Source organism: Yersinia sp. Marseille-Q3913, assembly GCF_963892745.1.
Taxonomy (GTDB): Bacteria; Pseudomonadota; Gammaproteobacteria; order Enterobacterales; family Enterobacteriaceae; genus Yersinia; species Yersinia bercovieri.
Window position 1 is genome coordinate 198,226 of sequence record NZ_CAWQAF010000022.1, and the last position, 23,391, is coordinate 221,616.

Consider the following 23,391-nt stretch of genomic DNA (forward strand, 5'->3'; position numbering starts at 1 on the left):
CTCCTCAAATAGACAGCTTGTTAATGCGCTTGCCGCCGTAAAGCAGGTTGACGATGGCACGAGTACCGACTATTGCGGTGAACATTGACGTGATAACACCAATGGCCGTTGTAATAGCAAAGCCTTTAATCGAACCAGTACCTACAGCGTAAAGAATAATTGCTGTGATAAGCGTCGTTACGTTCGCATCAACGATACTTGAGAAGGCACCTTTGTACCCTTCATGAATCGCTTGCTGGATCGTCCGCCCGTTTCGGTACTCTTCTTTTATTCGCTCGTTAATCAGCACGTTAGCATCAACTGCTACCGCCAGCGTCAATACGATCCCGGCAATACCCGGCATGGTTAATGTCGCCCCCGGCAGCAGGGACATCACACCCACGATCAACACCAAGTTAGCCAACAGTGCCGTACTGGCAATCACACCAAATTTACGGTAGTAGATCACCATAAATAGAATAGAGACCGCCAAGCCCCACAAGCAGGCTTCCAGACCTTGGGTGATGTTTTGTGAACCCAAAGTTGGCCCGATAGTCCGTTCTTCCACGATTTGGATTGGGGCAATCAACGCACCCGCACGCAGTAATAGGGAGAGCTGACGAGCTTCAGCCGGATTATCAATGCCAGTAATGCGGAAACTGTTACCTAGGCGCGATTGAATGGTCGCAACGTTGATAACCTCTTCCTGCTTAACCAGAATCGCGCGGCCATTAGCATCTTTTTTACCGCTGTCTTTATATTCTACGAACAAAGTCGCCATCGGCTTGCCGATATTGTCTTTGGTAAAATTAGACATCAAAGAACCACCGGCACTGTCGAGCGAAATATTAACCTGAGCCTGGTTATATTCGTCGGTGCTGGAGGTTGAATCGGTAATATGATCACCGGTCAGAATCACGCGTTTGTACAAGACAACCGGGCGGCCTTCACGGGTATTTTTGACTTCTGAATCGCCCGGCACACGGCCAGTGGCGGCCACAGAGGCGTCAACATTGCTGTTTACCAGACGGAATTCCAGCGTTGCTGTCGCACCAAGGATCTCTTTGGCACGTGCAGTGTCCTGGATACCCGGTAACTCAACCACAATACGATCTGAACCCTGGCGCTGAACCAACGGCTCGGCTACACCTAGTTGGTTAACCCGGTTACGCAGGATCGTAATGTTTTGCTGAACCGCATATTCGCGCGCTTCTCGCAGACGGTCATCGGTCATCACAGCTTTTAAGGTATTGCTGCCATTAGAACCAATCACCAGATCACGGTGGCGAGAAGAGAGGTAGCTGATAGCATCATCGCGGGTTTTATCGTCGCGAAAACGCACTTCAACACCATAGTTATCGAGTTTACGCACTGTCGCATACGGGATATTTTTCTCACGCAGATCAGTGCGCAGGGTATCCATCGTTTGCTCTTGCAGTTTGCCAAGCGCAGTGTCCATGTCCACTTCCATCAGGAAGTGCACACCACCACGCAGGTCAAGGCCCAGCTTCATCGGCTCAGCACCCAGCCTGGCAAGCCAGGAAGGTGTTGCCGGCGCCAGGTTTAGCGCGATAACGTATTTATCCCCCATCGCAGCAACAAGCGCCTCACGGGCACGCAGCTGGACGTCAGGATCTTTAAAGCGAGCCAGGATTGCACCATTTTCCAGTGCAATAGACTTGCTCGCTATGTTGTCTTTTTCTAAAACGTCACGGACTTGGACCAGCGTTGTTTCACTGGCGGCGATTCCTCGCGCACCAGTGATTTGAACAGCCGGATCCTCACCATAAAGGTTGGGAAGTGCATATAGCAGACCGATGAAGATCACGACGATCAGCATCAGATACTTCCACAAAGGATAACGGTTTAACACGGCAATTCCCTTCGGGAAAATCGAAAATTACAGAGCCTTCATTGTACCTTTCGGTAAAACGGCAGCAACGAAGTCACGTTTAATCATCACTTCAGTGGTGTCGTTCAGTGCGATGACAATATAGCCAGTTTCCGCAACTTTAGTCACACGACCGAGTAAACCACCAGTGGTCAATACTTCATCACCCTTACCGATAGAATCCATCAGTTTTTTGTGTTCTTTGGCACGTTTTTGCTGTGGACGCAGGATCATGAAGTAAAAAATCAGACCAAATACCACCAGCATAATCACCAGGGAGTACGGGCTGCTCTGAGCCGGAGCCCCAGCGGATGCGACAGCATCGGAAATGAAAAGACTCATTAAAATTCCCTCATTGTTATCAATATCAGTAGTGTGAAATCAGTGCGATAAAATCAGTAACGGTAAATCGTAACTGTTCAATCTATAAAATACCCGTCATCTTTCAAACCGCAGATGTTTTAGCTACTCTCGTTTGCTACCTTCCTGCGCTTGAACTCTTTTGGGTATGTAAAGATGGTAATTTTAGAATCAAACGTTTAATGGTGGAACAGGTTTCCCTATCCGACCATAGAAATCTTCGACGAAGTTCTCTAATTTACCCTCTTCAATAGCCTGACGTAAACCCGCCATTAAGCGCTGGTAATAACGTAGGTTATGAATCGTGTTCAGGCGCGCACCCAGTATTTCGTTGCAACGGTCAAGATGATGCAAGTAGGCACGGCTATAATTGCGACAAGTGTAGCAATCACAGTGTTCATCTAGCGTTGCTGTATCACTCTTATGCTTGGCATTACGGATTTTTACCACACCGTCAGTCACGAATAGATGACCGTTACGCGCATTACGGGTTGGCATCACACAGTCAAACATGTCGATACCGCGACGTACGCCTTCAACCAGATCCTCTGGTTTCCCCACGCCCATCAGGTAGCGTGGTTTATCAGCAGGGATCTGCGGGCAAACATGCTCTAAAATGCGATGCATATCCTCTTTTGGCTCACCTACCGCCAAGCCGCCCACAGCGTAACCATCAAAACCGATATCTACCAGCCCTTTTACGGACACATCACGTAAATCTTCGTAAACACCACCCTGAATAATACCAAACAGTGCATTTTTATTGTTCAGTTCATCAAAGCGTTGGCGACTACGGGCAGCCCAACGTAAGGACATCTCCATTGAGCGTTTGGCATAATCCCAGTCCGCTGGATAGGGAGTACATTCGTCGAAAATCATCACGATATCGGAGCCGAGATCGTTCTGAATTTCCATCGATTTTTCTGGGCTGAGGAACACTTTATCGCCGTTGATTGGGTTTTGGAACGTCACCCCTTCTTCTTTGATTTTACGCATCGCACCAAGGCTGAACACCTGAAAACCACCGGAATCGGTTAGAATCGGGCCATGCCACTGCATGAAATCATGTAAATCACCATGCAATTTCATGATTTCCTGACCTGGACGCAGCCAGAGATGGAAAGTGTTCCCCAACAAGATCTGCGCACCGGTCTCTTTGACCTCTTCCGGTGTCATCCCTTTTACTGTGCCATAGGTGCCAACCGGCATAAACGCAGGGGTCTCTACTACACCGCGTTCAAATATTAGACGACCACGACGTGCGCGACCGTCAGTTTTTTGTAATTCGTACTTCACATAACCTCCAGCATCAGAGATACAGTCTGATGTTGTTTTAGCCTGATCACACACTATACATCTGAAAACATATAGCTTATGTGACCTGAAATTTACGGGTTAACCGTCTCTTGCGGTGCCCGCGGATTACGGCTGATGAACATTGCATCGCCATAACTGAAAAAACGGTATTGCTCTGCCACAGCCTGCTGATAAGCATTCATGGTATTTTTATAACCTGCGAAAGCAGAAACCAGCATTATCAATGTTGATTCAGGTAAATGGAAATTGGTGACCAAAGCATCCACAACCTGATATTCATAGCCCGGATAAATAAAGATACAGGTATCACCAAAGAAGGGGGCAATTAGGCCGTTCTCTGTGGCTGTGGCGGCACTTTCCAATGAGCGTACTGAGGTAGTGCCGACAGCAACCACGCGCTTGCCACGGGCTTTACAGGCCAGAACAGCGTCGACTACCTCTTGGGGCACTTCTGCATATTCGGAATGCATAATATGCTCTTCGATGGTGTCAACCCGTACCGGTTGAAAGGTCCCAGCGCCGACATGCAAGGTCACGAAGGCCATCTCAATGCCTTTTTCCCGCAAAGCCGCCAGCATCGGCTCATCAAAATGCAGCCCAGCTGTTGGTGCCGCCACTGCCCCTGGGCGCTCGCTATATACTGTTTGGTACAGCTCTCGATCAGCATCTTCATCAGGGCGATCAATATAAGGAGGCAAAGGCATATGGCCGACTGCATTCAGGATGGTAAAAACATCCCGCTCATCGTCAAACCGCAACTCAAACAGTGTGTCATGCCTTGCCAGCATGGTGGCCCGGATACTTTCATCATCGCCTAATAGCAGCTCAGTACCGGATTTAGGTGATTTTGAAGCTTTAACATGGGCCAGAACACGATGGTCATCCAAAACACGTTCGATCAGCACTTCAAGCTTACCGCCACTGGCTTTACGACCAAACAGACGAGCCGGAATAACCCGGGTATTGTTGAAAACCAGCAGGTCACCTGGCTCTAATTTATCCAGCAAATCAGTGAAAATGCCGTGCGTTAAGGTTCCCGTCGGGCCATCCAGTGACAATAAGCGGCAACCGCTACGCTGGGACTGGGGGTAATGGGCAATTAGAGATTCCGGTAGCTCAAAAGAAAAATCGGCAACACGCATGGCTTTCCACTTCATATCAGGACAGACCCGAACCAACAGAGATGATGGGCAGGTATACAAAAACAGGCCGCTAGTCTAGAGCCCTCAAGAGCAGGCTGCAAGAAATAAGGATAATTGGCGGTCATTTGAATTATACTCAGCGATATGAACTTCCTCGCCCATCTCCATCTCGCCACGCTGGCTGACAGCTCTTTACTCGGCAATCTGCTGGCAGATTTTGTCCGTGGCAATCCACAGGGCGAATATGCCCCTGATATTGTAGCGGGCATCATGATGCATCGTCGCGTTGATGTGATGACTGATACCTTGTCGTTGGTTAAAGAAGCGCGAACCTATTTCAGTGCCGATTATCGTCGGGTTGCCCCTATTACTCTAGATGTGCTGTGGGACCACTTTCTCGCCCGTCATTGGGATAAACTGGTGCCTGACTGTCCGCTGCCCGATTTTATCCAACATGCGCAAAACCAGATTTTGCCCCATTTGCAGCAGACTCCCGTGCGCTTTCAGAACCTCAACGCCTATTTGTGGTCAGAGCGTTGGCTAGAACGTTATGCTGAATTACCCTTTATCGCTGATGTGTTACAGGGTATGGCTAATCGGCGGCCCAAACTGGCGGCGCTCGCCGGCTCTTTTTACGACATAAAGCAACACTATCAGCCGTTAGAACAACTATTTTTAGCATTTTACCCTGCAATGATGTTGCAGGCGAAACGTCAGCAGATTTAGCTAAAAGTACTTTTCGATATATGTTTATTGACACTAAGCCACTTGCGCTTTTTGGCAAAATGGGTATCTTAGCAAGACTACGAAACTAAAATCGTTATAACGATAGGTAAAAGCTATCACAGCGATTGGTATTTATCCCTTTATTCATTGCGCTTAAATACCTATGCTGTGCCGATACTTTTAAGACAACTGGTTAATCCATCCCTATTAACAGGAGTAATTTATGGTTCTGGTAACTCGTCAAGCCCCTGATTTTACAGCAGCTGCTGTTCTTGGTAGCGGCGAAATCGTTGAAAACTTCAACCTGAAAAAACACCTGAACGGCCGCCCTGCCGTCCTGTTCTTCTGGCCAATGGACTTCACTTTTGTTTGTCCTTCAGAGTTGATCGCTTTCGACCACCGTTACGAAGAATTCCAGAAACGTGGCGTTGAAGTTGTTGGTGTTTCTTTCGACTCCGAGTTTGTTCACAACGCATGGCGTAAAACCCCAGTTGATAACGGCGGTATTGGTGAAGTTAAATACCCAATGGTTGCTGATATCAAACGTGAAATTCAGAAAGCCTACGGCATTGAGCACCCAGATGCAGGCGTTGCACTGCGCGGCTCTTTCCTGATCGACAAAAACGGCGTAGTTCGTCACCAAGTGGTTAACGACCTGCCACTGGGCCGTAACATTGATGAAATGCTGCGTATGGTTGACGCACTGCAATTCCACGAAGAGCACGGCGACGTTTGCCCTGCACAGTGGGAAAAAGGCAAAGCAGGTATGGGCGCATCTCCAGATGGCGTGGCTAAATATCTGTCTGAAAACGCCTCTAAGCTGTAATAACTGTTTAGACCGCCCCTGATTAGCTCGGGGGATATCAAGCCAGTCAGTTCACGCTGACTGGCTTTTTTTATGCCGAAGCCGAGCAGGCACCAAACAAACGTATTTTGTGGCATATTCAGCCTCCTTGCCTTTCGGCAGGTAAAAAGCTACCGTAATGTTGTCGTGCATTAGGGAGAGTCTCGTATTAATTAACATTGATACGAGGCTTTTTTCCGTCTACTTCCAGCCTGACCTAAGCACCCAAAGCAGACAGCTTCAAGCACCCGCCGCAGAGCCTATATAATAATCATTCCTATTCCCAGCCGTTCTATCTTAATCATATTCCTTTATTTTCAATCAGTTGCTTTCTCTTAATTTAATCCCGACCGGACAATAAGCCACCTATCAGCCTGACAATAACTCATCATTCCGCCCTCCAGAACCAATTAATTAGCCACTATAAACATTAATTCTGCTATTAATTATTACTGGCGTGTGTTTTGCACATTCCATAAGCAGCGATTTTAAGCTGCCAGACAAAAATGACCGGGTAATCCCTGGCGAGCAGGAAATCACAGGAGTCAGAATGCTATTGAAAAAATGGAATAAACCCTTGGCTGTTTTGGCGTTACTGGTGAGTGGCACGCTACATGCGGCTTCAACACCAGCAGTAGAAGCGAAAAATGGCATGGTTGTGACTTCCCAATATCTGGCTTCACAGGTAGGGACCGATATTTTGAAAATGGGTGGAAATGCGATTGATGCCGCAGTTGCCGTGGGATATGCGCAAGCGGTGGTGAATCCATGCTGCGGTAATATCGGCGGTGGCGGCTTTATGACCATTCACCTTGCTGATGGAACCGATACATTTATCAATTTCCGTGAAACCGCACCAGCCGCTGCCAGTGCAGATATGTATTTGGATAAAGAGGGGAAAGTGACCAAAGATGCCAGTTTGTATGGCTATCTGGCTGCAGGGGTTCCCGGAACTGTTTTGGGGATGGACAGCGCACAAAGGAAATACGGCAAACTGACCCGCCAGCAAGTCATGGCACCCGCTATCAAGTTGGCTCGCGAAGGCTTTGTATTGACCCGCGCCGATACCGACATTCTGGATACCACCGTCAAACGCTTTCGTCAGGACCCAGAGTCTGCGCGTATTTTCCTACGTAAAGATGGCGAAGCTCTGCAACCGGGCGATCGTCTGATTCAGACAGATCTGGCGGATACATTGAGCGCCATCTCACAGCGGGGAACAGATGCATTTTATCAGGGCAAAATACCCCAGGCAGTAGAAGCGGCAGCGAAAAAAGGTGGTGGGATCCTAACGGCGGCCGATTTTGCCAACTATAAAATCACGGAAACTGCGCCCATTACCTGTAGCTATCGTGGTTATAAATTTGTCTCCTCCCCTCCACCTAGCTCCGGTGGCGTGACCTTATGTGAAACATTGAATGTGCTTGAGGGCTATGACCTGAAAAGTATGGGCTTTAACTCCGCCGCTTACATTCATACGCTGACAGAAGCGATGCGTCATGCTTATATGGACCGCAATACCTTCCTCGGCGACCCGGAGTATGTTAAAAACCCGATTGACCGCCTGCTAAGCAAAAGTTATGCCGCTGATATTCGCAAGCAGATTATCGCCAACCAAGCGACCCCATCGGTAGAAGTTCAGCCGGGTATGCAGCCACATGAAAAACCGGAAACGACCCACTACTCCATCGTCGATCATGAAGGTAACGCCGTCTCAACCACCTACACGGTGAATGGTCGCTTCGGTGCCGTGGTCATTGCACCCGGTACCGGCTTCTTCCTCAATGATGAAATGGATGATTTTACGGTGAAAGTGGGCGAACAAAATATGTACGGCCTGGTGCAGGGAGCAACTAATGCCATCGCCCCCGGTAAGCGCCCACTATCATCCATGAGCCCGACACTGGTGACTAAGGATGGTAAGACCTTTATGGTGTTAGGTTCACCGGGTGGTTCGCGAATCATCACTATTACCTTACAAACCGCATTGAATGTGATTGATCACGGTATGGCCCCTCAAGAGGCGGTGGATGCCCCGCGTATTCATCACCAATGGTTACCCGACGAAGTTTATTACGAGCAACGTGGTGTCTCAGCAGATACTCTTAATCTGCTGAAAAATATGGGATATAAGATGGTTGAACAGGATCCGTGGGGCGCTACTGAGCTGATTCTCGTCGGCCTGGCTGGCGTTGAGGGTGTCAGCCCTGCCAACTCGGGGAATGACTCTGCCGTCTCCGGTAAAGTGCGCGAAGGCTATCTCTACGGCGCCAACGATGTTCGCCGCCCTGCGGGTGCAGCTATTGGTTACTGACTGTGACTGAGGCTAACCAGCATCTACAACTGATGCATTGACGTGTAAAACATCCCCCATCAACGCATCGATGGGGGAAATTATTCACTGATTGACATCACAATCACATCTATCACCACGGCAATGTATGCCCTTGATAATCAATGAAACCGTGACCTCCTTTGCCAGCAGCGTGTTCAATTTGGTCAACCACCCCTTTGACACTGGTCGCTATCGTCAGTGGTGCCGCATCCCCGCCCATATCCGTTTTTACCCAACCTGGATGAATAGATAGCACGGTCAGTGTTGGGTCTGCTACCTCAGCCACCAGATTGCGGGTCATCATATTCAGTGCTGCTTTACTGGCTGAATACAGCGGCTTATGGCCGGAAGCATTGTGACCAAGGCTGCCTAACTGCGAAGACATAAAGGCCAATACGCTATGGGTTGGATTGCGTTGCGCCAGCAGATGCTGAGCAATGCGGATGGGGGAAATTGCATTGGTTTGGAACAGCTCAAGGATCTCCTCGGGTTTTGCATCCACCGCTGATTGATGCTCTGGCCCCGAAATGCCCGCATTAACAAATATCAGGTCAAACGTCTGGCCCTGCACCTGTGGCAGGAACTGCTTAATGCTCTCTGGCTGATTAATATCTAATGTTAACCAATGGGCTGCATGTGCAGCGGTATCTTTTGCCGCGCCGCGCGTCGTCGCCGTCACTGACCAGCCACGGCGATTAAGTTCATCAACCAACCCCAGCCCTAAGCCCCGCGATGCACCGATAATCAATGCCTGTCTTTTAGTTGTGCTCATATCATTTTCCCTTTGGTGAGTTTACCGACCAACTGTTTACACCCGTCATATACATAGTATCTCACCCAAAGAGAAAGCGGCATTTAGCCGCTTGAATATCTTCTACTGCGCACTAACTACTAAGTTAGCACTCACTATAGCGCTCAACTAGGACTGACCACGCCACAAAGTGACACTTTCACCTAACAATTGCAGATTGACGCCTGCCTCAGTGACATCCAGTCCGGATACTCCCTCCAGACGCTGCCACTCCGCCACATTGAGCAACGGCGATGTCGGCAGTAATACATTCACGTCATGATTACGTTGAATTGCCACCAGCACACGCTCGCGCTGGTCGCTGCGGATAAATACCAGAGAATCATCACTGGCGTGGATCACCTGACAACCACCGCGGCGCAGCGCTCTACTTTTGTGGCGTAAGGCCGCCATTCGTTGGCAGAGTTTCAGCAGCTCAGCGTCCCACTGGGACTCATCCCATGGGAAGGGTTTACGGCAGAATGGGTCATTGCCGCCATCTAAGCCGATCTCATCACCATAAAATAAGCAAGGTACGCCAATCCAGCTAAACAGCCACACCAGCGCCATTTGCATTCGGGTTTTATCACCATTCAGCAGAGTGATAAAACGAGCGGTATCATGGCTATCCAACTGATTAAATAAGCGCAACTGATGACCATGCGGTAATCCGGCACGATACTCATCCATCCAGTAGGCACAATCCTCGGCTTTAAGTTTTATCGGATGATAAGCCACATCAATACCCGCCAGGAAGCCGCGTACTGGCAAGGCAAATCCCATATAATTCATTGCCGAATCTTCCACGCCAGCATGTAACCAATTGCGCGCGTCGCCAAAGTGTTCACCCAGAATATAGGCTTGCGAGTTCTCCTCTTTCGCGGCCTGATAGATACCGGCCAAATGCGGTAAATTCCCGCAGGCTCCGCCCTCCTCCCCGAGCATATGCACCACATCTAACCGCCAGCCATCAATGCTGTAAGGGGGCCGTAACCAATAGCGCACCACGCTATCATCACCGCGATAAATTTGATTCACCACGCCGTCATTCGCGAAGTTTAGTTTCGGCAAACTGGCATTGCCTTTCCAGTCCAGCGCCCGCCCATCGGGGAAGAAATTAAACCAGCCACGATAGGGCGAATCCGGATGATGGCAAGCGCCATTGGTGCCTTGCTGATGGCGATCAAACCAATGATGGGAGTCACCGGTGTGGTTAAACACCCCATCGAGCACCAATTTTATTCCCGCATCTCGGGTTGCCGCGCGCAGTTGTAGAAAAGCAGGCTCTCCGCCGAGGTAGGGATCAACCTGATAATAATCTTGCGTATCGTATTTATGCACACTGGGTGCGGTAAAAATCGGGTTGAGATACAGCGCAGTCACACCAAGCTGTTGCAAATAAGGGAGTTTTTGCGTAATACCCGCCAGATCGCCACCATAGAATGTCGAGGCGGCATTCACATCATCCAGCGGCTGCTGCCACTCACGGCGGGAGACGGGATGACCCGCAGCATGGTGGGTATAACTGCCATCCTGCACGCCATGCTCACCCTGACTACTGGCAAAACGATCGGGGAATATTTGATAGAAAACTTGGTCAGCCACCCAATCAGGGCCGCTATCAGGCAGATCAATGGCAAACTGCGCCAATTGCGCCGGGGGAACCACTGAAAATCCTAACGGGCCAAACCACTGTTGGTCGTCACTCCACAGCAGTTTGAAACAGTAGCGCCGGGTAGGTTGGCCTTCATGCAGTGGCAAAGTCGCGCGATAACACCAGAAACCATCACGGTGCTGCCTCTTCATGGTGAGCAACCACTCTTCATTATCTGGTTCGCAGCGTAAGAAAACCTGTGTGGGCAAGTTTTCACCTTGCAGCCATAGTGTGATGTGTAATGCGTCGCCCCGCTGACGGACAAACGGCGGGACCGGTAGATGCCAACCACTCAGCATAAAATTCTCCTGCTTTAACCAAAACGATTGCTGTTAAGGCTATCTGGTGCAGACATTAACGCCGCGACACATTCACCTGTAATAGACACATTCACCTGTTAAATGTAACCGGTATAAACAATGCCACGTTATGGGGGGCTTACCCTCATCTATCCGCATAAATATCGGGGATGAGGTCGGGGGCGGAGAGACTTATTGAGTTACAGAGTGATGAAATTGCAGGCTTAACACTATTACATTGAGCAAAAAAAAAGCGGGAGATAAAATCTCCCTCAGACCGTTGACAAACCCCAATGACTCGATCTTGAACGGCGAGGACAGACAGAAGAGTAAAGCGTCCGCGCCAGGGATGGCGCGGCTCGAGCCTACAGGGAAGTATTTACGGCGTCTTTACGATCTGCCTGTTCTCTCCGTCGCGGGTACTTTGTCAGCAACCTCCGGGAGATAAAACCTCCCTGCTTGATATGCAGTTCAACTCAGCATTATTCCGCTTGTTTCGCAGGCTCTGCCTGTTTTTTCTGATGGTTGACCTTGAAGTAATACCCCACCAGCAAGAGAGCAATCCACACTAGCCCGACATACAGTGAGACTCGAGTCGTTGGGAACCAACCAATCAGGCCGATGATAAACACCAGGAAAATGATAGCCAGAACTGAGGTAAAGGTGCCACCACGCAGTGGGAAATCCAGTGCCTTAATTTGCTCTTTGCTCAGTGAACGGCGAAAACCAATCTGAGAGAACAGGATCATAATCCACACCCAAACTGTCGCAAAGGTCGCGAGTGAAGCAATCACCAGGAACACATTTTCCGGCATGATGTAATTCAGGTAAACCGCCGTCAGCATGGCTCCCATCATCACCAACACCGTAACCCACGGCACACCGCGTTTAGAGATCGCCGCAAAAGCTTTGGGAGCATGGCCCTGCTCTGCCATCCCGTTCAACATGCGCCCAACACCAAACACATCACTGTTAATAGCAGATAACGAGGCGGTGATAACCACAAAGTTCAAAATGCCCGCAGCAACAGTAATCCCCATATGCTGGAAGGTCAGTACAAACGGGCTGCCGTTAGTACCAACCTGGTTCCATGGGTAAATTGACATGATGACAAACAGCGTACCGACGTAGAACACCAGAATACGCCACGGAACGGAGTTAATGGCTTTCGGAATGGAGCTTTTCGGGTTCTCAGCTTCACCCGCAGTAATACCAATAATCTCAATACCACCGTAAGCAAACATCACCAGTTGCAATGACAAAATCATGCCAACAAAACCATTACTGAAGAAACCGCCGTTGGTCCATAAATTATGAATACCCGTTGGCTGCCCACCATTGCCAATACCCCAAATGATGATACCGATACCGGCCAAAATCATGATGATAATGGTGGCAACTTTGAAGAACGAGAACCAGAACTCCAGTTCGCCAAAGACCTTAACGCTCATCATATTGACTGCGCCAATGATCAGAACCACACTCAGCACCCATACCCAGTGATCTACATTCGGGAACCAGACCCCCATATAGATGCCAAAGGCGGTCACATCGGCAATCGCAACAATCAGAATCTCAAAACAGTATGTCCAGCCGGTGATATAGCCAGCCATCGGCCCAAGATAATCTTGTGCATAGCGAGAGAACGAGCTGGCCTGCGGGTTATTCACTGACATTTCGCCCAAGGCGCGCATGATGATAAATGCCACCACGCCACCAATCAGGTATGCCAATAATACGCTTGGCCCCGCCATTCTTATTGCATCAGCCGAACCATAGAATAAGCCTGTACCTATTGCTGACCCCAATGCCATAAAACGGATATGGCGTGTCGTTAGGCCGCGTTTTAGCTTATTTTTGACTGGTAATTCCATGAATAAAGCCCCGTCTTTTTTCAGCAAAAAGCCACGGGGGTGAGCCGTGGCTAAAAAAATCCTATCGCTGTGCCGTTATTGCTTAGCAGCAACTTCCTGACGACAGCAGAGGCGATCGTACAACCCTACGACGACGAATACCAGCAGCGAAGGTGATAACCATGCCAGACCCTGTGCCGCCAGCGGCAGATGCTGCGTCCATTCGGGCAAGAAGTGCGCAAAGGTGGAGGCTTTCACCGCATCAAGGATACCGAACAGTAAACTGACCAACATGACCGGAGCGACGATCCGTGAGGCGTGATGCCACCAGCGTAGAGTGAAGCTCATCAGTACCAGCACGATACATGGCGGATAAATTGCCGTCAGAACCGGAATGGAGATCTGAATCAGATGGCTCAACCCCAGATTCGACACCATCATCGAGAAGATACCGAGAATAAACACCAGTGTTCGGTAAGATAACGGCAAGTATTGAGCAAAGAATTCAGCACAGGCGCAGGTCAGGCCTACCGCTGTCACCATACAGGCGATGAATATCAAGGCAGCCAGGAATACGCTTCCCAACCCACCAAAGGTGTGCTGAACGTAAGCATGTAACACCACCGCCCCATTTTGGGCATCAGGCACCAGAGCGCCACTGCTTGAACCCAGCTTAAACAAGCTCAGGTAGACCAACGTCAAGCCGACACCGGCAATCAATCCAGCCCAAATGGTATAACGCGTCAGCAACTGTGAGGAAACCACACCACGTGAACGGGCGGCATTGACGATAACGATACCGAAGACCAAGGCCCCCAAGGTATCCATGGTCAGATATCCATTAACGAAACCGGAGGAGAACGGGACTTGCTGATAGGCATCTGTGGCGGGAATCAATGGGCCTGCAGGCCAAATCAGTGCGGCAATACCCAGGATCGCCAGCGCTAAAATCTTCAGTGGCGCCAGAATATGCCCGACCGTATCCAGCAAGCGGCCGGGATATAGCGAGATTCCGATAACCAGCGCGAAATAAACCACGCTATAGATAAACAGTGGCAATGGGCCATCACCGGTCAAAGGGGCAATACCCACTTCGAAGGAGACAGTAGCGGTACGGGGGGTAGCAAACAGTGGGCCGACCGCCAGATAGCAAACCGTCGCCAGTACCAGACCGGCACCGCGGCCAATCGGGGTACTCAGAGCATCAATACCACCGCCGACACGTGCCAGCGCGATAACTGTAATTACCGGTAATCCAACCGCGGTAATCAGAAAGCCGAGTGCTGCCATCCAAACATGTTCACCCGATTGTAAACCCACCATCGGCGGGAAGATGATATTGCCAGCCCCGACGAATAGAGCAAAGGTCATAAAACCTAATGCCATAATATCTTTAGACGATAAACGATAACTCATAGTGATGTGTGTTGCCTAGTTAGAATGACCAAAAGAAAAAGTCCTACGTTGCGGTCTTTCCGACGTGATCGAAACGATACAAAGCTCTGATAAACGCAAACTCCGGCGGTTAATAAGCAATCTATTTCGTCAGTATGCAGTATTTTTGAAGTTATTTGCAGGTGGAATAGGCCAACAACGGCGGTAAGTAGACAGTTTATAGCGGAGAAAGGCAAGTGAGGATCATAAAAGCAGAGTCATCATCCAGATAATTTCACCAAACCAGTTAATCGTGCCAGATTTAGAGAAATATGCACCACAAGATTTGTATCATTTATACCCAATCATTAACAATTTATGGTCAATCTCACCCACCCCCTTCCACTTATTGGATGAAAATATCATCGGTAACTCAAAAGTTTTATTCGCAGGAAATAGCACCCGATTACATGGAGGAAAAGTGATATTGAAAACAGGCTAGCCAGCAAAGCCCAATGATTTTCGGGTATCAGTCAATACATCAGGAGGTAGAGGCAAATAGCCATCATGGGTAGCTCGTTTTTGCCCTTCAGGCGATAAAACTCGCTCAAGGAATGCCGCAGTCAGCGGTTCCAATGGCTGACCCGGTGCCTTATTGATGTAAATATAGAGATAGCGCGACAAGGGATAGCGGCCATCTTTAACATTTTCGGGTGTCGGCAAGACAAAATCCTGCCCAGTGGCCGCCAGAGCCAATGGCTTAACGCCACTGTTACGAAAACCAATACTGGCATAACCAATACCATTTAATGACCCCGCCACTGCTTGCACCACGGAAGCTGAACCAGGCAACTCATTAACATTATTCATAAAATCCCCATCACACAGCACTCGATGCTTAAAATAGCCATAGGTTCCTGAGGCTGAATTACGGCTATAGCGTTGCAAAGCGCGATTTGCCCAATCACCTGCTAACCCCAATTCACCAAAGCGCTGAATCGGGCGAGGTGCCCCACAGCGGCGATTTTGCGAGAAAATAGCATCTAACTGCGATAAGGTCAGTTTATTCAGTGGGTTATCTTGATGAACAAAAACCACCAATGCATCGACGGCCACAGGGATCGCCAGCGGCGGATAGCCATAACGTTGGATAAATGCGCTAACTTCACCGCCTTTCATTGGCCGACTCATGGGGCCAAGTTGGGCAGCCCCAGCCGCCAACGCGGCAGGCGCAGTGGAAGATCCTGCGGCCTGTATTTGCAAATTAACACCGGGGTAGTACTGATTGAAATCATCAGCCCACAAGGAGATCAAGTTGGCTAAAGTATCAGAGCCGACACTGGAAAGATTACCTGACAAGGTATGAGCTGTTGAAACTGGCGGTGATGAGTGCCTGGCCACCATCGGTGATAACACCAGCTGTTGCGCAAGAACACCACAGCTAAACCCTAGCATAGCTGTGAACAGCGCCCATTTTCCCCATCTCATCAGCTTAGTATCCATGCAGTGTTAGGATTTGACTGCATTCTCGACTAAAACTGCGGGAACAATCAACCGATTCGGCAAGGTAAAAATAAATCGTGTGCCCAGCCCAATTTCACTCATCACCTCTAAACGTGCATCGTGGTGGCTCAATGCATGCTTCACAATCGCCAACCCCAACCCACTGCCGCCCGTTTGCCGTGATCGCGCTTTATCCACCCGATAGAAACGTTCCGTCAGCCGTGGCACATGTTCCGGGCCAATTCCCGGTCCGTTGTCGCTGACCTGAAACTGTGCGCCTTGTGGTGTTTGCTGCCAACACACCTCAATTTTGGTGCCATCAGGGGTGTGGTTGACCGCGTTATAGACCAGATTCGAGACGGCACTGCGCAGTTGGTCTTCGTTGCCAAACACCTTTAACTGCTCGTTCACCCGAAAAGTAATCTCGTGACGACCACTACTCAGTGCCTGCACCTCATGCTGCAATACTTTTAACATCAACGGAATATCCACCCGCTCATTCATATCCACATTAGGTGCAGCTTCAATACGCGATAGCGTCAATAGCTGTTTAACCAACCCATCCATGCGCTTGGTCTGCTCCTGCATCGTCCCTAGCGCTTTGTCCCGCAATGGCCCGGCTAACTCCTGGTCATGCATCATTTCCAAATAGCCCTGCAATACTGTCAGCGGGGTGCGCAGCTCATGACTGACATTCGCAAAGAAGTTACGCCTCGCCCCTTCCAACTGACGCATTTGGGTCACATCACGGGCGACCATCAGTAATTGCCCTTCTGAATAAGGCATCACGCGAAACTCTACGTAATAACCATTATTCAATTGCAGGGTCAGTGGGCGGGAAAAGGCTTGTTGTTGCAGATATTGGCTGAATTCCGGATAGCGCAATAAGTTGAGAATATGCTGACCATTATCCTCCGGCCAACGAAACCCAAGTAATTGCTGAGCCAGGCCGTTACACCAGAAGATATTGCCATCAATGGTGGTGATAACCACCGCATCCGGCAGTGATTCGGCACCGCTACGAAAGCGCTTGATGAGTAATGCCAACTCGCGCCGACGCCGACGATTTCTCAGTTGCATCTGGTATAAGCCGTAAAATAGCGGCTCCCAGCTCCAACGGCCAGCAGGCGGTGTCATGCTGCGGTCTAACCACAGCCAGTGAGATAACTTGAGTTGGTTATAGAAGTTCCAGACCAGCGCCGCGAGCACGGATACCAGCAATAACCAGGGGAGATACCCGATAAAAGCACCCAGCAGTAATGCCGGCAAACAAAAAAGAGCCAGCTCTAAAGCCAGCGTTTTCCATGATAAACGTTCTAACACAACGAATTCTCCGGCACTGAAAACTCAGTAGCGCGTTGAGAAACGGTATCCAGTTCCCCGGACAGTTTGTACCATGCGGTCATGACCATCAACTTCAAGCGCCTTGCGTAGTCGACGAATATGCACGTCAACCGTCCGATCTTCTACATAAACGTTAGTGCCCCAGACATAATTAAGCAACTGTTCACGACTGTAAACACGCTCAGGATGGGTCATAAAGAAGTGCAGAAGTTTAAACTCGGTCGGCCCCATATCCAGAGCTTGCTCGTTGGCCATCACCCGATGCGAGGAGGGGTCAAGGCTTAGCCCTTGCATTTCAATCACTTCTTCCACCGCCATTGGCGATATCCGGCGCATAACCGCCTTGATGCGCGCCACCAGCTCTTTCGGCGAAAAAGGCTTGGTAATATAGTCATCAGCCCCCACTTCCAAACCGCGGACTCTATCTTCTTCTTCGCCACGAGCTGTCAACATCATCACCGGAATATCTCTGGTCAATGCTTCGCGCTTCATATGCTTAATAAATTGGATACCCGAGCCACCCGGCAGCATCCAGTCCAGCAGCACTAAATCAGGGAAAGGCTCCGACAGACGAGTGACTGCGCTGTCATAATCTTCGGCTTCTAATGGTTGGTAACCATTCTGTTCCAACACAAAGCACACCATCTCACGGATTGGCGCTTCATCTTCCACCACCAATATGCGTCTTGCCATCATCAACCCTGCCAGTAAGTTAGTGGTCACTATTTGATTTCGAGAGTCATTATGCGTCAGTTTTGTGACATTTTTATGAAAAACATCGCGCTTCTACCCGCAATAAGCATAGTGATAAATTTTACAGTAATTGCAAAATGCAGCAGCCAAGTTTGCGAGACGTCTCGGAGATTTACTTCAAGCGACTGTTTTAGCCGCGACATCCTGCGGTCAGCGTTTATAATCAGCGCCACTCTCTTTGACTGATAACCTGCCGTGTGGGAGATTTATGCGCATTATCCATACCTCTGATTGGCATTTAGGCCAACACTTCTTCACCAAAAGCCGGGCTGCCGAACACCAGGCATTTCTACACTGGCTCATTAGGCAGATCGAAGAAAATCAGGTAGATGCGCTGATTGTCGCCGGTGATATTTTTGATACCGGCTCCCCACCTAGCTATGCGCGCGAGCTCTATAACCGTTTCGTGGTTGAACTCCAACCCACGGGCTGCCAGTTGGTTGTTCTAGGGGGAAATCACGATTCAGTCTCAACACTAAATGAATCACGTGGTTTGCTTTCCTATTTGAATACCACGGTGATCTCCTGTGCCAGTCACAATCTCGAACAACAAATCATTACGCTGAAAAACCGTCAGCAACAACCTGCGGCCTTACTCTGTGCCATTCCCTTTTTGCGTCCACGAGATTTGGTGACCAGTCAAGCCGGTGAATCTGGCGGGCAAAAACAGCTGGCACTGCAAGAAGCCATTGCTGGCCACTATCAGGCGTTATATCAACGAGCCGTTGAACTGCGCACCGAGCTGGATTTGCCTCTACCTATTATTGCCACCGGGCATCTCACCACCGTGGGTGTCACCACCTCAGACTCGGTTCGTGATATCTACATCGGCACACTGGATGCTTTCCCCGCCCAAGCATTTCCACCAGCAGATTACATCGCGTTGGGCCACATCCACCGGGCTCAGCAAGTGGCTAAAACAGAGCATATCCGTTACAGCGGTTCCCCCATTGCCCTGAGTTTTGATGAATTGAGCAAAGAGAAAAGTGTCTATCTGGTGGAGTTTGCCCAACAGACCTTGGCATCCGTGACCCCGCTATTCATACCGCAATTTCAGCCGATGCAGCTCATTAAAGGGGATTTGCTGCAAATAGAGCAGCAGTTGGCTAAATTTGTTGATCATCAGGGCTTACCGGTCTGGCTGGATATTGAAGTTGCCACCCAAGACTATCTCTCTGATATTCAAAGGCGGATTCAAGCACTAGCCGTAGATCTACCCGTTGAGGTCGTACTATTACGTCGCAGTAAAGAGCAGCGCAACAACAGCATTGAGCGGCAAGAGAAAGAGACACTCAATGAGCTGAGTGTCGCCGATGTATTTGAACGTAGACTCGCACAGGAGGCAGATTTAGCCGAACCACGCCAGCAGCGGATGCGCCAAATGTTCAGTCAGGTGGTGGAAGAGATCACGCAAGGTAAAGATGCCGCAGAGGAGCAATCTATATGAGAATTTTAAGCCTGCGGCTAAAAAACATTAACTCTCTGCAAGGGGAGTGGAAGATAGATTTCACTGCTGAGCCCTTTGCCAGCAACGGCTTATTCGCCATCACCGGCCCCACTGGGGCAGGGAAAACCACACTATTAGATGCGATTTGTCTTGCGCTGTACCACCAAACACCGCGTCTGAATGTCACGCCCAGCCAAAATGAGCTGATGACACGCCATACCGCAGAATCACTGGCCGAAGTTGAATTTGAGGTGAAAGGCACCCGCTATCGCGCATTTTGGAGTCAACGTCGCGCAAAAAATAGCCCCGAAGGGAATCTGCAAGCGCCTAAAGTTGAACTTGCGTTATGCGAAAGCGGCAAAATTCTGGCCGATAAAGTGCGTGATAAACTCGATATGGTTGCTGAGATAACCGGTCTTGATTTTGGCCGTTTTACCAAATCCATGATGCTGTCACAGGGGCAATTTGCCGCATTTCTCAATGCCGACGCCAATGACCGCGCGGAGCTATTGGAAGAGCTAACGGGCACCGACATCTATGGGCGTCTATCAGAACATGTATTCGAACAGCATAAGCAGGCCAAAACCGATCTGGATACCTTGCACCAACGGGCAACCGGTATTGAATTGCTAAATGAAGAACAACGATCAGCTCTATCGCAGCAGATAGATTTGCTCAATCAACAAGAGAAACAGCTCGCCGCAGAACAGTTAGTCAATCAACACCAAATAACCTGGCTAACCCATTGGCAACAGCAGCAAAAGAGCGCGCTGGAATATCAGCAGCAACAAAAACTGATTGAGAAAACTCTACAGCAAGCTCAGCCGGAACTGCAACGACTAGCCCGAAGTGAACCCGCTGAAAAGTTGCGCCCCTTGCTGCGGGAACGCTCACGTAGCCAGCAAGATTTGCAACAGATACAACTGCGTATCACCACACTGACCCAACAACAGCAGCAACTTCAGACTCAACTGACACCGCTGGCTCAAGCACTAGAGCAAGCCAATTTGGCTCGCCAACAGCAGGCGGCTAAGCAGCATGAACAAGAAGCAGTGATCGAACAAAAAGTCGTCCCACTGGATAACACTATTGCGCAGCAGCGGCACACCTTGGCGCAACTGGCTACGCAGTTGCAACAGCTACAGGGCAAAGAACAACAAGAGAGACAACAACTTGAGCTCAATGAGCAGCAACAACTAAAAACCCATCAGCGCCTACAACAATTGGCGGAATATGCACACCTGCATACCCACCATCAACACTGGGAGAAAAATCTTCCTTTATGGCGTGAACAGTTCCGCCAATTGCAAATACTGCAACAACAGTCGATTGAAAGTGAACAGCAGCGACAGCAACAGGTCACATTGCTGAACACGTTACAACAACAAATCACCACGTTGAATGAGCAAGACAAGCAACAGCAAGCAACATTGATACAAGCAAGTTCGCAGGCGGGTAGCATCCAGCAGCAATTATCAGTGCTTGAACAACAACAGCCTTCAGCACAGCTACGCCAGCAATGGGGCGAACTCCAGCAACAACGGACCACACGGCAACAATTAGCGGCATTATCGCCTTTGGCGCAACAAGTTCAGACACTGCTTGATAAACAACAACAGCAATCCGTTAGCCTGCAGCAACAGTTAAAGCTGCTTGAACAGCAGTTGGCAGAAAAACGTCAGTTATATAAACAGCAAAAACAGCATCTGACAGATCTGGAAAGCTTGTGGGAACGCGAAAAACAGATAGCTGGATTAGAGGCCGAAAGGGCCAAACTACAATCGGGAGAAGCCTGCCCACTATGTGGGGCGCTAGATCATCCCGCCGTTACTGCGTATCAGGCGGTAAAACCCTCAGAAACGGCTAAACGCGTTGAAGAACTTCGCCTTCAAGTCGAACAACTCTTCACCGCCGGAACGGAATTGCGCACTCAGGTAGAAAGTGTGCAACAACAGTATCAGCGTGTGGAGCAAGAGTTACAGCACCATCGCCAGCAACTAGTTGAATATCAACAGCGCTGGCAAACGCTGGCACAGCCACTGGCACTGACTTTTGCCTTGAATGAACCTGCAGCTTTAGTGGCCTGGCTGGAACAGCAGGAACAGTTAGAGCAACAATGTCAGCTAAAACTGGCCGAGTATGAGCGTTTCAATCAACAATATCAGCAAGCTAAGGATGTTCTGACTCAAGCTGAACAACAGCAGCAAAAACATCTGCAACAGTTGGCATTAATCACGCAGCGCCAACATGATACCCAGCAATCTCACCAGAAGTTATTAGCACAGCATCAGCGCCAGCAGGATGAGTTAGCACTGATGCGTCAGGGTTTGCATAATGCGCTGGCTGAATTATCGCTCACAACACCTGACGCTGACCAACAGTCGAGTTGGCTGGCACTGCGGGAAGAAGAGAGCCAAAGCTGGCAGCAGTATCAACAAGAACAACAACAACGGGTGCTGGAGCAAAAAGCACTAGAGACGCGGATTGAAGATACGCGCCACCATTTGCAAGCGTATGTAGATCAATTAGCTGAGCTGACTCAGCAGCATCAACAGGCTGAAGTCCTACTACAACAATATCAGCAGCAGCGCGATGCCCTGTTTGGCAACCAAAGTGTTAGCGAGGCGCGCCAGTTGTTACGCCTACAGCAGCAGCAGGTGGATCTGGCACAGCAAAACGCAGCAGAAGCTCTACAACTAACTCAATCCCAGCTCAATCGGTTATCCGGTGAACTGGCGGGATTAGAGCAGCAATATCAGCATAATCAGCAGCGTGCGGCAGCAGCTCAAGCTGAGTTACAGCAGGCACTGGAGATCAGTGCGTTCGAAGATGAAGCCGCCCTGACTGCCGCTTTACTGAGCGAAGAAGAGAGACAACGTTTGCAGCAATTGCAACAACAATTGAGTGAGCGGCAACAACAAATCCATATTCGCCAGCAGCAAATCAACGAAGCGCTGGAACAACATTTACAACAGTGTCCACCGGGCGCCGATCAGGAGTCTGAATTAGCAGTATTGCAGCAGCAGTCGGATCAACTCTTGGCACAGCTAAAAGCCAATACACTGCGCCAAGGTGAACTACGCAATCAGCTAGAAAGTGACGCGGCTCGCCGTCACAACCAACATGCACTGTTTGAACAAATTGAACGTAGCCAGCAGCAATATGATGACTGGAGCTATCTCAATCACTTAATTGGCTCCAAAGAAGGTGATAAGTTCCGCAAATTTGCCCAGGGGCTGACACTCGATCATCTGGTCTATTTGGCAAATAACCAACTCAACCGCTTACATGGCCGCTATCTGTTGCAGCGCAAAACCAGTGATGCACTGGAGTTACAAGTGGTGGATACATGGCAAGCCGATGCCATACGCGATACCCGCACACTATCGGGAGGTGAAAGTTTTCTGGTTAGTCTGGCGCTAGCACTCGCGCTGTCGGATCTGGTCAGCCATAAAACCAGCATTGACTCACTGTTCCTCGATGAAGGCTTCGGCACGCTGGATGCAGAAACGCTGGATACTGCGCTGGATGCACTTGATAGCCTGAATGCATCGGGCAAAACCATCGGAGTCATCAGCCACGTTGAGGCCATGAAAGAGAGAATTCCGGTGCAAATAAAAGTGAAGAAAGTCAATGGACTAGGTGTAAGCCGCTTAGATAATATTTTCCGGGTCAATCAAGACTAAGCTGACCACGAATGACTGACTCAAGTAGTCATTCGGGTAAGCAAGTCCCGATGAGCTTACTCAAGTAAGTGATTCGGGTGCACGAGTGCAGCTA

At 49.6% G+C, this 23,391-nt stretch carries 16 protein-coding genes; 5 read left to right on the forward strand and 11 right to left on the reverse strand.

Features of this window, described 5'->3' with window-relative positions; translation table 11 throughout:
- Window positions 1–4: 4 nt before the first annotated feature.
- The 4 genes from secD to queA form a co-directional block, all read right to left on the reverse strand.
- The gene (gene secD, locus AACW11_RS11245; RefSeq protein ID WP_212584342.1) at window positions 5–1,852 is read right to left on the reverse strand and encodes a protein translocase subunit SecD; all 1,848 of its coding nucleotides are present in this window, start codon (window positions 1,850–1,852) and stop codon (window positions 5–7) included.
- A 27-nt stretch (window positions 1,853–1,879) separates the two neighbouring features.
- Window positions 1,880–2,212: a preprotein translocase subunit YajC gene (yajC, locus tag AACW11_RS11250; protein ID WP_005166605.1), complete on the reverse strand. Its 333-nt coding sequence runs from the start codon at window positions 2,210–2,212 to the stop codon at window positions 1,880–1,882.
- A gap of 189 nt (window positions 2,213–2,401) precedes the next feature.
- Window positions 2,402–3,526, reverse strand: coding sequence for a tRNA guanosine(34) transglycosylase Tgt (gene tgt / locus AACW11_RS11255; protein WP_212584343.1), 1,125 nt, complete (start codon window positions 3,524–3,526; stop codon window positions 2,402–2,404).
- Between the two features lie 92 nt (window positions 3,527–3,618).
- The gene (gene queA / locus AACW11_RS11260) at window positions 3,619–4,689 is read right to left on the reverse strand and encodes a tRNA preQ1(34) S-adenosylmethionine ribosyltransferase-isomerase QueA (RefSeq protein ID WP_212584408.1); all 1,071 of its coding nucleotides are present in this window, start codon (window positions 4,687–4,689) and stop codon (window positions 3,619–3,621) included.
- 144 nt (window positions 4,690–4,833) lie between these two features.
- Between queA and AACW11_RS11265 the strand changes: the two genes are divergently transcribed.
- The 3 genes from AACW11_RS11265 (at window position 4,834) to ggt (ending at window position 8,573) form a co-directional block, all read left to right on the forward strand.
- A complete protein-coding gene (locus AACW11_RS11265; RefSeq protein WP_212584344.1) occupies window positions 4,834–5,415 on the forward strand; it encodes an ACP phosphodiesterase in 582 nt (193 codons plus the stop codon).
- Between the two features lie 223 nt (window positions 5,416–5,638).
- Window positions 5,639–6,241, forward strand: coding sequence for a peroxiredoxin C (locus tag AACW11_RS11270; RefSeq protein WP_004873480.1), 603 nt, complete (start codon window positions 5,639–5,641; stop codon window positions 6,239–6,241).
- A gap of 568 nt (window positions 6,242–6,809) precedes the next feature.
- Window positions 6,810–8,573, forward strand: a complete 1,764-nt coding sequence (gene ggt / locus AACW11_RS11275; RefSeq protein WP_212584345.1) for a gamma-glutamyltransferase — start codon at window positions 6,810–6,812, stop codon at window positions 8,571–8,573.
- A gap of 112 nt (window positions 8,574–8,685) precedes the next feature.
- Here ggt and AACW11_RS11280 read toward each other — a convergent pair whose 3' ends face one another.
- The 7 genes from AACW11_RS11280 to phoB form a co-directional block, all read right to left on the reverse strand.
- Window positions 8,686–9,366, reverse strand: a complete 681-nt coding sequence (locus tag AACW11_RS11280) for an SDR family oxidoreductase (RefSeq protein WP_212584346.1) — start codon at window positions 9,364–9,366, stop codon at window positions 8,686–8,688.
- Window positions 9,367–9,513: 147 nt separating this feature from the next.
- A complete protein-coding gene (malZ, locus tag AACW11_RS11285; RefSeq protein WP_212584347.1) occupies window positions 9,514–11,337 on the reverse strand; it encodes a maltodextrin glucosidase in 1,824 nt (607 codons plus the stop codon).
- A 482-nt stretch (window positions 11,338–11,819) separates the two neighbouring features.
- Window positions 11,820–13,211 (reverse strand): proline-specific permease ProY, encoded by a 1,392-nt coding sequence (gene proY, locus AACW11_RS11295; RefSeq protein ID WP_212584348.1) that lies wholly within the window; start codon window positions 13,209–13,211, stop codon window positions 11,820–11,822.
- Window positions 13,212–13,286: 75 nt separating this feature from the next.
- Complete coding sequence (gene brnQ / locus AACW11_RS11300; RefSeq protein ID WP_212584349.1) at window positions 13,287–14,606, reverse strand: branched-chain amino acid transport system II carrier protein; 1,320 nt, start codon at window positions 14,604–14,606, stop codon at window positions 13,287–13,289.
- 456 nt (window positions 14,607–15,062) lie between these two features.
- Complete coding sequence (locus tag AACW11_RS11305) at window positions 15,063–16,052, reverse strand: PstS family phosphate ABC transporter substrate-binding protein (protein WP_249192714.1); 990 nt, start codon at window positions 16,050–16,052, stop codon at window positions 15,063–15,065.
- Window positions 16,053–16,073: 21 nt separating this feature from the next.
- A complete protein-coding gene (phoR, locus tag AACW11_RS11310; RefSeq protein ID WP_212584351.1) occupies window positions 16,074–17,390 on the reverse strand; it encodes a phosphate regulon sensor histidine kinase PhoR in 1,317 nt (438 codons plus the stop codon).
- A gap of 24 nt (window positions 17,391–17,414) precedes the next feature.
- The gene (gene phoB / locus AACW11_RS11315; protein ID WP_032899207.1) at window positions 17,415–18,104 is read right to left on the reverse strand and encodes a phosphate response regulator transcription factor PhoB; all 690 of its coding nucleotides are present in this window, start codon (window positions 18,102–18,104) and stop codon (window positions 17,415–17,417) included.
- A 268-nt stretch (window positions 18,105–18,372) separates the two neighbouring features.
- Here phoB and sbcD point away from each other — a divergent pair, with 268 nt between their 5' ends.
- The gene (gene sbcD / locus AACW11_RS11320; RefSeq protein WP_212584352.1) at window positions 18,373–19,611 is read left to right on the forward strand and encodes an exonuclease subunit SbcD; all 1,239 of its coding nucleotides are present in this window, start codon (window positions 18,373–18,375) and stop codon (window positions 19,609–19,611) included.
- Window positions 19,608–23,297, forward strand: coding sequence for an AAA family ATPase (locus tag AACW11_RS11325; protein ID WP_212584353.1), 3,690 nt, complete (start codon window positions 19,608–19,610; stop codon window positions 23,295–23,297). Before sbcD ends, AACW11_RS11325 begins: the two co-directional genes overlap by 4 nt.
- Window positions 23,298–23,391: the final 94 nt, after the last annotated feature.

Bases quoted from the DNA above. Each gene is read 5' to 3' on its own strand.
- yajC (WP_005166605.1), bottom strand. From the start codon at position 2,212: ATGAGTCTTTTCATTTCCGATGCTGTCGCATCCGCTGGGGCTCCGGCT.
- queA (WP_212584408.1), bottom strand. From the start codon at position 4,689: ATGCGTGTTGCCGATTTTTCTTTTGAGCTACCGGAATCTCTAATTGCC.
- AACW11_RS11265 (WP_212584344.1), top strand. From the start codon at position 4,834: ATGAACTTCCTCGCCCATCTCCATCTCGCCACGCTGGCTGACAGCTCT.
- AACW11_RS11270 (WP_004873480.1), top strand. From the start codon at position 5,639: ATGGTTCTGGTAACTCGTCAAGCCCCTGATTTTACAGCAGCTGCTGTT.
- ggt (WP_212584345.1), top strand. From the start codon at position 6,810: ATGCTATTGAAAAAATGGAATAAACCCTTGGCTGTTTTGGCGTTACTG.
- AACW11_RS11280 (WP_212584346.1), bottom strand. From the start codon at position 9,366: ATGAGCACAACTAAAAGACAGGCATTGATTATCGGTGCATCGCGGGGC.
- malZ (WP_212584347.1), bottom strand. From the start codon at position 11,337: ATGCTGAGTGGTTGGCATCTACCGGTCCCGCCGTTTGTCCGTCAGCGG.
- proY (WP_212584348.1), bottom strand. From the start codon at position 13,211: ATGGAATTACCAGTCAAAAATAAGCTAAAACGCGGCCTAACGACACGC.
- brnQ (WP_212584349.1), bottom strand. From the start codon at position 14,606: ATGAGTTATCGTTTATCGTCTAAAGATATTATGGCATTAGGTTTTATG.
- AACW11_RS11305 (WP_249192714.1), bottom strand. From the start codon at position 16,052: ATGAGATGGGGAAAATGGGCGCTGTTCACAGCTATGCTAGGGTTTAGC.
- phoB (WP_032899207.1), bottom strand. From the start codon at position 18,104: ATGGCAAGACGCATATTGGTGGTGGAAGATGAAGCGCCAATCCGTGAG.
- sbcD (WP_212584352.1), top strand. From the start codon at position 18,373: ATGCGCATTATCCATACCTCTGATTGGCATTTAGGCCAACACTTCTTC.
- AACW11_RS11325 (WP_212584353.1), top strand. From the start codon at position 19,608: ATGAGAATTTTAAGCCTGCGGCTAAAAAACATTAACTCTCTGCAAGGG.